Here is a 13,877-nt window from a genome sequence, read left to right as displayed (position 1 = left end):
GGGAGCCCTATGAGCAATACCGTTCAAATCAAAGTGCCGGACATCGGTGACTTCAAGGAAGTGGAAGTCATTGAAGTGCTGGTCGCCGTGGGCGACACGATCAAGGCCGAACAAAGCCTGATCACCGTTGAATCCGACAAGGCGTCGATGGAAATCCCCGCGTCGCAAGGCGGCGTGGTGAAGTCGATTGCCGTGAAGGTCGGCGACAAGGTCGCCGAAGGCGCGGTGGTGCTGGAAGTGGAAGCGGCTGGCAGCGATGCCGCCGCCGCACCGGCCGCCAAGGAAGCCCCCAAGGCTGCCGAGGCTGCGAAGCCGGCCGCTGCCGCTGCACCCGCCGCCAAGGCTGCCACGGCGGCCCCGGCCGCCTCCAGCTTCAAGGGTTCGGCCGACGGTGAATACGACATGCTGGTGCTGGGCGCGGGCCCGGGCGGCTACTCCGCCGCCTTCCGCGCCGCTGACCTGGGCCTGTCCGTGGTCCTGGTCGAGCGCTACAGCACGCTGGGCGGCGTCTGCCTGAACGTGGGCTGCATTCCGTCCAAGGCGCTACTGCACAACGCCGCCGTTATCGACGAAGCGCGCGAGCTGGCTGCCCACGGCATCAGCTTCGGCGAACCGAAGATCGACCTGGACAAGCTGCGCGGCTACAAAGACAGCGTGGTCGCCAAGCTGACCGGCGGCCTGGCTGGCATGGCAAAGGCGCGCAAGGTCACCGTGGTAACGGGCGTGGGCGAATTTGCCGACGCCAACCACCTGACCGTGACGTCCGCCGACGGCAAGAGCCAGACGCTGCGCTTCAAGCAAGCCATCATCGCCGCCGGCAGCCAGTCGGTGAAGCTGCCGTTCATGCCCAAGGACGACCGCGTCGTCGACTCCACCGGCGCATTGCTGCTGCGTGAAGTGCCGAAGAAGATGCTGATCGTGGGCGGCGGCATCATCGGCCTGGAAATGGGCACGGTGTACTCGACGCTGGGCGCACGCCTGGACGTCGTGGAAATGCTCGACGGCCTGATGCAAGGCGCTGACCGCGACCTGGTCAAGGTGTGGCAGAAGAAGAACGCCTACCGCTTCGACAACATCATGTTGAAGACCAAGACCGTGGGCGCCGAAGCCAAGAAAGACGGCATCTACGTCACGTTCGAAGGCGAGGGCGCGCCCAAGGAACCGCAGCGCTACGACCTCGTTCTGCAAGCCGTGGGCCGCAGCCCGAATGGCAAGAAGATCGGCGCCGACCGTGCTGGCATCGCCGTGACCGACCGCGGTTTCATCGAGGTCGATCGCCAGATGCGCACCAACGTGCCGCACATCTACGCCATTGGCGACATCGTCGGCCAGCCGATGCTGGCGCACAAGGCCGTGCATGAAGGCCACGTGGCGGCGGAAGCCGCGGCCGGCCAGAAGTCGTTCTTTGACGCACGCGTCATTCCGTCGGTGGCTTACACCGATCCGGAAGTGGCATGGGTGGGCCTGACCGAAGACGAAGCCAAGAAGCAAGGCATCAAGATCGAGAAGGGCGTGTTCCCGTGGGCGGCTTCCGGCCGCGCCATCGCCAATGGCCGCGACGAAGGCTTCACCAAGCTGATTTTCGACGCGGAAACGCATCGCATCCTGGGCGGCAGCATCGTGGGCACCCACGCTGGCGACCTGATCAGCGAACTGGCCCTGGCCGTGGAAATGGGCGCGGATGTCGTCGACATCGCCAAGACCATCCACCCGCACCCGACGCTGGGTGAATCGGTGGGCATGGCGGCTGAAGTGGCCGAAGGCGTCTGCACCGACTTGCCGCCGATGAAGAAGAAGTAATGGCCGATGGCCAATGACCGGTGAGGCGGTTTTCCGCCTCACCTGAGTCATGCAACGGCAAATAAAAAGCGCCGGCCCTGTTCAGGGTCCGGCGCTTTTTTATCGCTTGGCCGCACGTGAAGGCGGCCCCGCGGGATGTAATGCGTGCGCGTCAGGCCTGGGTATTGATGCGCGAACCCAGTTGGCTGTCGATCGCCATCGGGGCCACGGACTGCATCAGTGTGGCAACCGTATCGGCTTGCGCGTTCAGCGCCTTCTTCAACACGGTGGCCTGCACTTCCTGAACCACATTCGCGTCCTTCAAAGCCAGCGCGGTGTTGACGGTGTTGTTGATCGAATCCATGGTCACAGGGTCCTTAAAAGGAAGGCAGGGCGTGAGCCCGAAGTGTTCGCATTATTGCGTACATTTTCAGTTTGATGCAAAGGATTGTCGTACCGGGACATGGCGGATGTGTGACATTGCGAGCATCTATCCCAAGCACCAACCTATGGCCGCTTCGGGCATTCCTTCACAACACCCCAGCCACGGTTCGCCTCGCAATACTTATCGCGGGCCGCCCAGGCGCAATCAGGCCGGTCAAAGAATCCCAACGTGGCGCATTGCGCTAATTCGGTTTGCAGCGCCTTGAGCCACGCCATCGGGTCTTGCGCCGGAATTTCGGTAATGCGCAATGTCGATTGCGGGCCGCTTGAGGCGGGCGTCGTCGTGGCGGCGGCGTTGGTGCGCGGCTGGGGGGGGGGGGCTTCCGGAGGCATCGCGCGAGGTTCAACAGCCGAAGCGGCCGGTTCACCCGTGGCGGACGGTGCTGTCGCGGGCGCCGCTTCGGAGATTGCGGCGGGTGCTGTGCCGGGTGCAGTCCCGGGTGCGGCTTCGGTTGTTGAGCCGGGTGCTGCCTGGGATGTTGCCTCGGATGGGGTCCCGGATGGCGATTCCGGTTTCGCCGGCCCCGTCGGCACAATCGGCGCTGGCGGCGCCAACGCATCCGCCTCCCAATCGCTCGGCGGCTCCTGGACCGGCACCGCGGTCGGAGGCATCAGCGGCACGCGGACCGGRCTGGCCGCGGTGGCGCCGGTAATCCCATTGTTCGGGGCATTCCACGACACCACCAGCAGCACCAGCGCGCCGTAAATGGCCAGGGTGTAGAGCACCGTCAACGTTGCCGACCCCACGCGCCGCCCCGTGATGGGGGGCGCGTCATCCCGGCCCAGCAAGCGGCGCCAGCCGACCAGGGCCGCACCCGGCGCTGAAATCAGCCACCAACAGACACGCCGCAACCCGCCGGGTTCAGGGGCCGGCGGCGGCAAGGCGGCGTGTACCTGGGCCGCCAACAATTCGCGCAATGCGCGGTTCTCTTCGCGAAGACGCAAGGTCTGCGCATCGACCGGCGCCTGATCATCGAGATCCGTATTGCTGTCGTGCTGCGTAGCGAGTGGATCTGGGGGCGTGGCGGTCATAGTGCTGAAAGAAAATGATACAAAATCTGCGCCGTCATTATGACGTGAGTCGAGCGGGTCAAAAAAAGGAATAAGCGTGCAAAAAGCCGCCACTCCCTTTGCGGCGGAGTTTGCGCACTTTCGCCATCACGCAAGAACCGGCAAAAAAGCCCGTCATTTCGCCCATTTCCCCCTTGAAAGCCGCTGCTATGCTGCTGCGCAATTACCCTGCCCGTGGAGTACGGATTGAACGCGCCTGATCGAGTCCCCGAGGACTCATTTGCCATTGACTTGGCCCCCCCGGTGTCTGATCCGGCTATCAGCTACCTGTGTTCGCCGGGCCAGATGCGCGCGGCGGCATTCCTCTATGGCGTTGAAACGGTCCCGCTGGAGCGCGCGCGCGTGCTCGAGCTCGGGTGCGGCGCGGGCAGCAATCTATTGCCCTTCGCGGTGGCTTATCCGCAAGCGCAAGTGGTCGGGGTCGATACCGACCCCCGCCGCATTGAAGCGGGCCGCCGGGCCGCCGACGCCATCGGGCTGGGCAACCTGACCTTGCATACTTTGTCGTTTGCTGACATTGGCCAGGACTTCGGCGAATTTGACTACATCATCGCGCACGACCTTTACAGCACCGTCCCGCGCGAAAGCACCGGTGATCTGCTGCGCATCTGCCGCCTGAACCTGGCATTTGAAGGCGTTGCCTACCTCAGTTTCGATGCCTATCCGGGCGCAAAGGCGGCCGAAATCGTCCGCGAAGCCGTGCTGATGCACGCGCACGCCGCGTCCAGCCCTGACGAGCAAGTTGCCGCCGCGCGCGCTGCCCTGGGGCTGTTCACCGATGGCGTGTCGAACGCCAATCCGCTGGCGGCTTCGCTGCACGAGGCGGCAACGCGCTTCGCCCAGGCGTTAGATGAGCAGGGGGCGGCGGGTTTGAGCCTGCTGGCTCGCCAGCCGTATTACTACGCTGAATTCGCCGACATGGCCGCGCAGTTTGGCATGACGTGCGTGGGCGACGCCGAGCCCCGCCACGAGCTTGCGCCGAACTATGGCGCGAACGTGTCGCTGACCCAAAGCCTGCTGGGTTTCGGCAAGCCGCGCGCGCTCAGGCAGCAATACCTGGACTTTTCCATTGGCCGCGCCTATCGCCGCACATTGCTGACTCACCATGAGCGCGAGCAGGAAGTGCTGCCGCGTCCCGACCTGTCGCGGCTGCCCAAGCTGCGCTGGGCCGGCAGCTTCCGCCGTTTGGCGGCAGGGCTGCGCAGCATCAGTCAAACCCATTTCGTCACGCATGCCGGCCACATTCTGAGCACCGACAACCCGGTGCTGGAAGCCATTGCGGACGTGCTGGGCCACGCCTGGCCGGCGTCCGTGCCAGGAGCGGCGCTGGTCCAGTACGTGGCTGAGAAGAAGCTTGCGGCGGGTAGCACGGCGGATGAGGCGGTGGGCAAGGCGCTGCAAGCCTTGTTCGACGCCGCTATCGGACGCTACAGCGTCGACAAGACGCCGTACGATCTGGCCGGTGGGGTAAGCCTTGTTCCCGGCGTGGTGGCGGCGATAGACGGCAGGGCGCCGCTGTTCAACCTGTGGCACGAGGCGGTCAGGACATCGTTTGCCGACCACGACGTGCTGCCCTTGCGGCAATTGGAGGCCGGCGCGGCGCTGAATCGGCTGCGCGATAGCGTTCAGATCGCGGCGCCGGTATTGCAGTTCACGTCGGCGGGGGACTTTGTTGCTCCCGCGCCCGAGGCGCCAGCCGTATCAGCGTCCCAGCCCGTGGACGGGTTGCTCGACCATCTCAGGCATTACGGCCTGACGGTCGCAGGGGCTCGTGACTGGTGCGATTACATTGAGGCCGGCCTGAGCGCCAGCGATGCGCGCGGACCCTATTGGGCGTTGTACATCGACGCCATGGCGCGTTGTGGTTTCGAGCAACGCTATGGTGGCAGTATCTCGGCCCCGGCGCGCGCGCAGGGCATCACCAAGGCGGTGCTCAAAGAAGCGCAAGAACTGGCGGCCCTGGTCAACGCCAAGAGTGATGGTGACCTTGAGGGGCGTGCGCGGGCACTGACCAAGCGCGCACCGGAATACAGCACGTCCTGGGAAGTGCTGGGTACGGTGCTGCGCGACACGGGCAAGTCTGGCGAATCGCTGGCCGCCTTCCTGCGAGCCTTTCAGGTCGGTGGCGAGGATGTTGATTGCTATGTGGGTGTGGCGATGTCGCTGCGCGCCTTGCGCCGCCCCGTGGAATTGGACGCGGCTTGCCGCCGGGCGCTGGAATTGTCGCCTGGCCATCCCCAGGCGCTGAACGTGCTGGCAAATTGCTATCGCAGCGCTGCCCGGTTCCATGAAGCGGTGGCGACCTTCCGCCACATGCTCGAACTGAATCCGGCCAACGTGGAAGCGCGTGGCAACCTGGGCGTGGCCCTGGCCGACATGGGTGACTTCGCAGGCTCGGAAGCCGAGTATCTGCGCGTGCTGGAAGTCCAGCCCGATAACCCCACGGTGCAGCATTCCCGCTTCTTTGGCATGAACTACTTCCCCGACCGTACGGCGGAAGAGGTGTTCGAGGTCTATCGCGCGTTTGACGAGCGTCTGGGCGCGCCGCATCGGGCGTCTTGGAAACCGCATTCCAATACACGCGATCCGGGCCGCAAGCTGCGGATCGGGTACGTGTCTCCGGACTTCCGCACCCACCCGGTGCGTCTGTTTCTTGAGCCGTTGATGGCCCGGCACGACAAGTCGGCCTTCGAGATCTACGCCTACGCGCAGCTGGACCAGGAAGACGAAGGCACCGCCGCCTTCAAGACCTATGCGGATCACTGGGTGCGCACCAACGGCCTGTCGCACGACGCGCTGGCGCAACGCATTCGCGATGACAAGATCGATGTGCTGGTGGATCTGGCCGGCCATACCGCCCAGAACCGCCTGGCGACGTTCGTGCGCAAGCCCGCGCCGGTGCAGGTGACGTGGCTGGGATTCGGCTGCACCACCGGCTTGTCGGCCATCGATTACATCCTGATCGATGACGAGATGGCGCCGCCCGGAACCGAATCGCTGTTCGCTGAGAAGCCCTGGCGCCTGGACACGACGAACTTTGCCTACCGTCCCAAGCTGGGCATGGGCGAGGTCTCTGAATTGCCGGCGCTGCAGAACGGCCACATTCGGTTCATCACGCTCTCACGCGCTATCCGTTTCAATTACCGGGTCGTGCGCACCTGGGCCGAAATCTTGCACCGCGTGCCGGGTTCGCGCCTGGTCGTCGACAGCAACAGCTATTTCTCCGAGCGCATGCAGAAGGATCTGCATGACCTGTTTGCGCAGCATGGCATCGATGCGGGCCGGATCGAGATCGGCTTTCACAGCCCGCCCTGGAACGTCCTGCGCAGTGCCGACATCACGTTGGATTGCTTCCCGCACAACTCGGGCACGACCCTGTTCGAAAGCTTGTACATGGGCCTGCCATACGTGACCTTGGCGGGGCGAATGGGCGTGGGCCGAATCGGTGCATCCACTTTGGCTGGCCTGGGCCGCAAGGAATGGATTGCGCAGACTGAAGCCGAATACATCGACAAGGTGGTGGCCCTGGCAAGCGACATCCCCGCACTGGCGCGCACCCGCGCCGGCCTGCGCCAGGAAATGCAGGCCAGCGCCCTGATGGACGAGCCCGCCTTTGCGCGCAAAGTCGAAGCCGCCTATCGCGGCATGTTCAAAAAGTGGTGTGAAGGATCCGTATGAAAGCCGTCATTCTCGCGGGCGGGCTCGGTACCCGCATCTCTGAAGAAACCCACGTCAAGCCCAAGCCTATGGTGGAAATTGGCGGGCGCCCGATCCTGTGGCACATCATGAAGATGTACTCGGCCCACGGCGTGAATGACTTTGTCATTTGCTGCGGCTACAAGGGCTACGTCATCAAGGAGTACTTCGCCAACTACTTCCTGCACATGTCGGACGTGACATTCGACATGGCGAACAACCAGATGGAAGTGCATCAACGCCATGCCGAACCCTGGCGCGTGACCTTGGTGGATACGGGCGACGACACCATGACCGGCGGCCGTCTCAAGCGCGTGGCCAGTTACGTGAAGGACGAAGAGGCATTCTGCTTCACCTATGGCGACGGCGTGGCGGACGTGGATATCTCGGCGCTGATCGCGTTCCACCGGCAGCACGGCAAGCTGGCGACGGTGACGGCGGTGCAGCCGCCCGGGCGCTACGGTGCGCTGAAGATGGAAGACGATATGGTCGCCGGCTTCACGGAAAAGCCGCGCGGCGACGGCGGCTTGATCAATGGCGGCTTCTTCGTGCTGTCGCCCAAGGTGCTGCCGCTGATCGAAGCGGATCACATCTCTTGGGAGATGGAACCGTTGGAATCGCTGGCGCGCGGCGGCGACCTGATGGCGTTCAAGCACATGGGTTTCTGGCAGCCCATGGACACGCTGCGCGAAAAACGCATGCTGGAAGCGCTTTGGGACGCGAACAAGGCGCCCTGGAGAGTGTGGTGAACGAGGCGCCCGGCGCCTTCTGGCGCGGCAAGCGCGTGCTGCTGACGGGCCATACGGGCTTCAAGGGCGGCTGGCTGGCACTGTGGCTGCATCGCCTGGGCGCACAGGTGTGCGGGGTGGCGCTGCCGCCCGCCACGGACCGCCCCAGCCTGTTTGACGCGGCCGCTATCGCCAGCGTGACGGACAGCCATTTTTGCGACATCCGCGACGCCGGCGCGTTGGCCGCTATCGTGCGCCAGGCGCGGCCCGAGGTGGTGCTGCATCTGGCGGCGCAACCCTTGGTGCGTCTGAGCTACCGCGAGCCGTTGCAGACGTTTGACACGAATGTGATGGGCACGGCGAACCTTCTGGACGCTTTGCGGGGCTTGCCGGACGTGCGCGTGGCGCTCTGCATCACCACCGACAAGGTCTACCGCAATGAGGAATGGCCGCATCCGTATCGCGAGAGCGACGCGCTGGGCGGCCATGACCCCTACAGCGCCAGCAAGGCTGCGGCCGAACTGGTGGCGGCCTGCTATCGCGATGCCTTCCTGGCGGCGCAGGGGGTAGCGCTGGCCACGGCGCGTGCAGGCAATGTCATTGGCGGGGGCGACTGGTCGGAAGACCGGCTGCTGCCAGACGCTGTGCGCGCGTGGCAAGGCCAGATTGCATTGGATATTCGCAGCCCGAATGCGGTGCGGCCCTGGCAGCATGTGCTGGAGCCGCTTGGGGGCTATCTGCGCCTGGCCGAGATGCTGTGGACGCGTCCAGAGCTGGCTGGCCCCTACAACTTCGGGCCGCCATCGCAAGATACCGCGACGGTGCGCGACGTGGTCGAACTCGCGCGCGCGGCGTACGGCTCGGGCGAGGTGGTGTACGGGCAGTCGGCCCAGGGTCCGCACGAAGCGGGCTTGCTGGCATTGGATACGTCGCGCGCCCGGTCGGTGCTGGGTGTGGCGTCGCGCTGGAGCCTGGCGCAAGGGGTGGCCAACACCATGCAGTGGTATCGCGCTTTGCATGAAGGCGCTGACGCGCGCGCCTTGTGCGACGCGCAAATCGCGGCCTATGGTGCGGTCTGAGCCGCCTGCGGCGCCAAGAACATAACGGTTTTAGAGAACAAGCAATGAATCCTAACGAAATCCGGGCGCAGATCGCCCAGTTGGTCGATCAGTACCACGAGGCCCAGGAGCGCGAGCGTGCAGCGTTTGCGCCCGGCAAGACGGCGGTGCCGCCATCGGGCAAGCTGATCGGCGCGGCGGAACTCAAAGCCATGGTCGAGGCGTCGCTGGACGGCTGGCTCACGACGGGCCGCTTCAACGACGCCTTCGAACAACGGCTGGCGCAGTATCTGGGCGTCAAGCACCTGATCACCGTCAACTCGGGATCGTCGGCCAACCTTGTGGCGTTTTCGACGCTGACCTCGCCCAAACTGGGGGATCGCGCCATCCGCCGTGGTGACGAAGTCATTGGCGTGGCGGCGGGCTTTCCCACCACGGTGAATCCCATCCTGCAATTCGGCGCGGTGCCGGTGTTCGTGGATGTGGAACTGGGCACGTACAACGTGGACGCAAGCCGCCTGGAAGCCGCGATTACGCCGCGCACCAAGGCCATCATGCTGGCCCACACGTTGGGTAACCCCTACAACCTGGACGTGGTCACGGCGCTGTGCAAGAAATACGGCCTTTGGCTGATTGAAGACTGCTGCGACGCGCTGGGCTCGACCTACAACGGCCGCATGGTCGGCACCTTCGGCGACATCGGCACGCTCAGCTTCTACCCCGCGCATCACATCACGATGGGTGAGGGCGGGGCGGTCTTCACCAACGATCCCCACCTGAAGCTGATCGCTGAATCGTTCCGCGACTGGGGCCGCGATTGCTATTGCGCGCCGGGCAAGGACAACACCTGCGGCCGCCGCTTTTGTCAGAAGCTGGGCAGCCTGCCCGAAGGCTATGACCACAAGTACACGTACTCGCATATCGGCTACAACCTGAAAATCACCGACATGCAGGCGGCTTGTGGCCTGGCGCAGATGGATCGTGTGGAAGAATTCGTGGCGCAGCGCAAGGCGAACTTCCGCTTCTTGAAAGAACGCCTGGCGTCCTGCGAAGAGTTTTTGATCCTGCCCGAGGCCACCCCGGGTTCGGACCCGTCGTGGTTTGGCTTCCCCATCACGTTGCGTCCCGAAGCCAACGTGCGCCGGGTCGACCTGCTGACGTACCTGGACCAGGACAAGGTGGGCACGCGGCTGCTGTTTGCCGGCAACCTGACGCGCCAGCCGTCCATGGTGGGCCAGAATTATCGCGTGTCGGGCGACTTGGCCAATACCGAGATCATCATGCAGAACACGTTCTGGATCGGTGTACAGCCCGCATTGACCCCCGACATGCTGGACTACGCCGCCAGCCGCATCGAGCTGTTCTTCGGCGCGGGCTTCTGACATGCGCGCCCAGGCGTTGGCGATTCCGGGCTGCTATGTGCTGACGCTGCCGAGCTTTCCGGACGCGCGTGGCGAGTTCCGCAAACTGCTGCACGCGCCGACGCTAGCGGCGCTGGGGCTTGAGACCGGCTTCACGGAGTCCTACGTGTCGGTATCGCATCGCGGGGTATTGCGCGGCATGCATTTTCAGTTGCCGCCGTCCGATCACGCCAAGCTCGTCACCTGCCTGGTGGGACGCGCGCGCGACGGTTTGCTGGACTTGCGCCGGGGCTCGCCCACCTATGGGCAATCGGTTTCCCTGATGCTGGATGGCGCCGAGCCCCAGGCGGTGTACGTGCCGCGAGGCGTGGCGCATGGCTTTGCCTCGCATCGCGACGGCACGGCGTTGCTGTACTACACCACGTCCGTACACGACCCTGAGCGCGATGCGGGAGTGCATGCGCAGAGCACGGATATTGATTGGTGGGCAGGAGAGGCGGACATCGGCGCGCCCGTGATGTCGCCACGCGACGCCGCGCTGCCACAAGCCGCCGCCTTTGATTCGCCCTTCATTTACGCCGCGCAGCCATGATCCGACGGGTATTGGTGACCGGCGCGAACGGCTATGCGGGCGGCGCGGTCGCTGCGCGCTTGCGTGCGCAGGGTGTGCAGGTCGTGACAGCGGGCCGAGCGCCCGCCAATGATCTGCAACTGGATCTGGCCGACCCGCGCAGCGTGGCCGAACGGGTGCTGCCCGCGGGCATCGACGCCTGTGTTCATGCCGCGGCAATGCACGAGGTGGGTTGCCGCGCGGACCCGCAAGCGGCTTATGTGGTGAACGTGGCGGGTACCCGGGCGTTGCTGCAAGCCTGCGAGCGCGCCAGCATCCGGCGTCTGATGTATGTCTCTACGTTTCACGTATACGGGCGCCCCGAGGGCGTACTGGACGAGGCCGCGCCCGCCGTGCCAGGCAATGATTACGGGCTGACGCATTGGCAAGCCGAACAGTTGTTCGACTGGTCCGCCCGTGCGCTAGGCATGTCGGTCGATATCCTTCGGCCTTCGAACCTTTACGGCATGCCGGCGTCCTGGAGCGGATTTGATCGCTGGACGCTGGCGCCGTTTGATTTCTGCCGCCAGGCGGTGAATGCGAGCAAGATCGTCTTGCATGGGCAGGGCCTGGCCATGCGCAATTATCTGGACGTGGCGCACTTTGCCGACGTAGCGGCCCTGCGCCTGGTGTCCGCCGGACAGGGCTTGCTGCACGTGGCGGGCGGCGACTGGCGGATTCGCGATCTGGCCACCTTGGCGGCGTGTCAGGCCAGCGAGCTCCTTGGGCGAGAGATCCCGGTGCAGACAGGCGATGCGCAGGAAGCGGCCGCGCCGATCTACCAATTCCAGTCGCGGCAATTGCCAGCGCGTGATGGCTGCGAGCACGCCGCGATGGCTGCCTTTCTTCGTGCAACCTTGACGTACCTGATGGAGCACAAGGCATGAACCAGATTTCCACGTTGGCCAAGATTTCCCCGCTGGCCGACATCGAGCGCTCCGTGCGAGGCAACGCCGTTGTCATCGGTGACCACGTGACCATCGACAGTTTCGTGAAGATCAAGTTCGCAGGCGGCGATGGCGACGTACATATTGGCGACCAGGTCTATTTGAATTCCGGTGTTGTGATCTATTCCGGCAACGGCATTTCGATTGGCCGTGGCACCCTGATTGCCGCCAACACAACGCTTGCGCCGACCAACCACGAATACCGCAGCCGCGACAAAACGATCATCGAGCAACGCTTCATGCCCAGCAAGGGCGGCATCGTCATCGAAGACGATTGCTGGATCGGTGCAAACTGCGTGCTGCTTGACGGCTGTGTGTTACGGCGCGGCTGCGTCGTCGCGGCCGGCACGGTCTTGCGCGGCGAGTGGCCTGAATACGCAGTCATCGGCGGCAGCCCGGCGGCCGTCATGCGGTATCGCGAGAGCGCACGCAGCAACTAATTTTGGAGTGTTTGTAATGACATCGTCGACGAAGGGCGGCCAGGGGGCCGCGGGCGGACAAACGATGGGTCTGAATGAGGCCTTTGGCTTGGCGGTGCGTCACTGGCGGGAAGGCAAGCGTGCCGAAGCCGAGCACATCAGCCGGCAGATCCACGCCGCACGGCCGGCGCATCAGGGGGCGCGTCATCTGACGATGGCGCTTGAGCACGGCGTGCGCGGGCTGGTGTTCACGGCCTTGGGCTTGTCGGACCCCGAGCTCTACAGCATTGGCGACTATTCCTATGGCGTGCCGTCGGTATTCCCGCATAACCAGCCGCACGAACCCGCGCGGCTGACGATCGGCAACTTCTGCACGATCGGGCACGACGTCGAGATCATTCTGGGCGCTTACCATCGCCAGGACACCTACACGATCTACCCCTTCTCGGCGCCGCATTTCGGCACCTTGTTTTCGTCCACGCAATCCATCACGGATTACTCCAGCACAAAGGGCGGCGTCAACATTGGCCACGACGTTTGGATCGGGGCCGGCAGCAAGATCATGTCGGGCGTCACGATCGGCACCGGCGCCGTGATCGGCGCAGGATCGGTGGTGTCGCGCGATGTTGGCCCCTACGAAATCTGGGCTGGCAACCCCGCGCAGTTCCGCCGCCGCCGCTTTGACGATGTCGTGTCAGAACGTTTGCTAGCGCTGCGCTGGTGGGACTGGCCCAAAGACATCATCGAGCGCCATGCGCGCGACATCATGCGCGGCACGCCCGAGGCGTTGGCGGCGCTGGAACAAGGGCGCGAGGCCTGGCATGCGCGGCTGCGCAAAGATGTTGCCGCCCCGTTCGAGATGCTGTCAGGCCGCTCCGGCCAGCTGCGCGCACGCCGTTCGGCGAACTGGCGGGAAGGGCGTCCGACCTGGGTGGTGCTGCACGGCTCGCTGGGCAATATCGCCACCGTGCAAGGCATTGAAAAACATCTGCCAGATGCCAACTTGCTGTTCGTCGATTTGCCGGGTTGCGGCAACAGCACAGCGCCCGCGGACATGTCGGTAGCGGGTTTTGCTGACGAGCTGTTGCCTGCGCTGCTGACCGCGCTGCCGGCAGGCTTTGGCGTCATCGGCGCGTCGTTCGGCGGCAGCGTGGGGTTGGCCATTGCACGGCGCACGGCGCAATGCCAGGCGTTGGTGTTGTTGGATACGCCTTTCAGTGCGGCGAAGCTTTGGCATAACCACGCGTTCCTGCGCGGCGCCATTGCCGGCCGGCCGGACGACCGCTACTTGCGCAGCTTCGCCTTGGACATCTATGGCGTGACGCCAACGGCCGCGGTGGAGCGCGAATACTGGCATCTGCTGGAGGGCGTCACGCAGCCTGTGCTGGTCGTGACCGGCGATGTGCCGATGCAGCCGCAGCGCAAGATGCCTCCCGTGCCGTGCTGCCTGGACGAAGCCGATCTGGCGCGTCTGCGCGGTCTGGGCTGCCGGGTTGAACGCGTGAAGGGGGGGCATGACCTCATCAATGACAACCCCGTAGCGGTGGCCGCGTTGGTGCAGGCCATGGGGGCGGTGACGGCGTAAGCACCGATACTGCCGATGGCCGAAGCGGTTGCAACGAACGCGAAGCGGTCAGTTGGAAGGAAACAAAAAGGGGCGGAATTTTCCGCCCCTTTTTTTGCGCCTTGATCCCGATGCACGTGAACCGCATCGTGAATGTGAACGTGAACGTGCGAATGCGGCAGCCCCGCATCCGTCAGGCA

Annotated in this window: 11 protein-coding genes; 9 read left to right on the top strand and 2 right to left on the bottom strand. The window is 64.5% G+C overall.

Annotated features, from left to right (window positions below; translation table 11 throughout):
* Window positions 1–9: 9 nt before the first annotated feature.
* A complete protein-coding gene (gene lpdA, locus AC1DB0_RS11590) occupies window positions 10–1,800 on the top strand; it encodes a dihydrolipoyl dehydrogenase (RefSeq protein ID WP_476758666.1) in 1,791 nt (596 codons plus the stop codon).
* A gap of 151 nt (window positions 1,801–1,951) precedes the next feature.
* On the opposite strand, the gene AC1DB0_RS11585 is transcribed toward lpdA, so the two are convergent.
* Both AC1DB0_RS11585 and AC1DB0_RS11580 read right to left on the bottom strand, forming a co-directional pair.
* Window positions 1,952–2,143 (bottom strand): putative motility protein, encoded by a 192-nt coding sequence (locus AC1DB0_RS11585; protein ID WP_054426004.1) that lies wholly within the window; start codon window positions 2,141–2,143, stop codon window positions 1,952–1,954.
* 143 nt (window positions 2,144–2,286) lie between these two features.
* Complete coding sequence (locus AC1DB0_RS11580; RefSeq protein WP_476758665.1) at window positions 2,287–3,255, bottom strand: hypothetical protein; 969 nt, start codon at window positions 3,253–3,255, stop codon at window positions 2,287–2,289.
* A gap of 282 nt (window positions 3,256–3,537) precedes the next feature.
* On the opposite strand from AC1DB0_RS11580, the gene AC1DB0_RS11575 reads away from it, so the two are divergent.
* The 8 genes from AC1DB0_RS11575 to AC1DB0_RS11540 are packed head-to-tail and all read left to right on the top strand — an operon-like array spanning window position 3,538 to window position 13,698.
* Entirely contained in the window at window positions 3,538–6,972 is a 3,435-nt protein-coding gene (locus tag AC1DB0_RS11575; protein WP_476756908.1) for an O-linked N-acetylglucosamine transferase family protein, read from the top strand.
* Window positions 6,969–7,739, top strand: a complete 771-nt coding sequence (rfbF, locus tag AC1DB0_RS11570; protein WP_054425997.1) for a glucose-1-phosphate cytidylyltransferase — start codon at window positions 6,969–6,971, stop codon at window positions 7,737–7,739. Before AC1DB0_RS11575 ends, rfbF begins: the two co-directional genes overlap by 4 nt.
* Window positions 7,736–8,797: a CDP-glucose 4,6-dehydratase gene (rfbG, locus tag AC1DB0_RS11565; RefSeq protein WP_476756907.1), complete on the top strand. Its 1,062-nt coding sequence runs from the start codon at window positions 7,736–7,738 to the stop codon at window positions 8,795–8,797. The genes rfbF and rfbG overlap by 4 nt, the downstream gene beginning before the upstream one ends.
* Window positions 8,798–8,841: 44 nt before the next feature.
* Window positions 8,842–10,158: a lipopolysaccharide biosynthesis protein RfbH gene (rfbH, locus tag AC1DB0_RS11560; protein ID WP_054425995.1), complete on the top strand. Its 1,317-nt coding sequence runs from the start codon at window positions 8,842–8,844 to the stop codon at window positions 10,156–10,158.
* A 1-nt stretch (window position 10,159) separates the two neighbouring features.
* Complete coding sequence (locus AC1DB0_RS11555) at window positions 10,160–10,729, top strand: dTDP-4-dehydrorhamnose 3,5-epimerase family protein (protein ID WP_441371249.1); 570 nt, start codon at window positions 10,160–10,162, stop codon at window positions 10,727–10,729.
* Window positions 10,726–11,634 carry an NAD-dependent epimerase/dehydratase family protein gene (locus AC1DB0_RS11550; protein WP_476756905.1) on the top strand — a complete coding sequence of 303 codons (909 nt, stop codon included), beginning with the start codon at window positions 10,726–10,728 and terminating at the stop codon, window positions 11,632–11,634. The genes AC1DB0_RS11555 and AC1DB0_RS11550 overlap by 4 nt, the downstream gene beginning before the upstream one ends.
* Window positions 11,631–12,134, top strand: a complete 504-nt coding sequence (locus AC1DB0_RS11545) for an acyltransferase (protein WP_054425989.1) — start codon at window positions 11,631–11,633, stop codon at window positions 12,132–12,134. Before AC1DB0_RS11550 ends, AC1DB0_RS11545 begins: the two co-directional genes overlap by 4 nt.
* A 16-nt stretch (window positions 12,135–12,150) precedes the next feature.
* On the top strand, window positions 12,151–13,698 hold the full coding sequence (locus AC1DB0_RS11540; protein WP_476756904.1) for an alpha/beta fold hydrolase: 1,548 nt from the start codon (window positions 12,151–12,153) through the stop codon (window positions 13,696–13,698).
* The last annotated feature ends 179 nt before the right edge of the window (window positions 13,699–13,877 follow it).

Source organism: Achromobacter sp. 10T422 (genome assembly GCF_056394065.1).
Note: the sequence above shows the minus strand (reverse complement) of the source record. Positions and strands in the feature narration are given on the sequence as shown.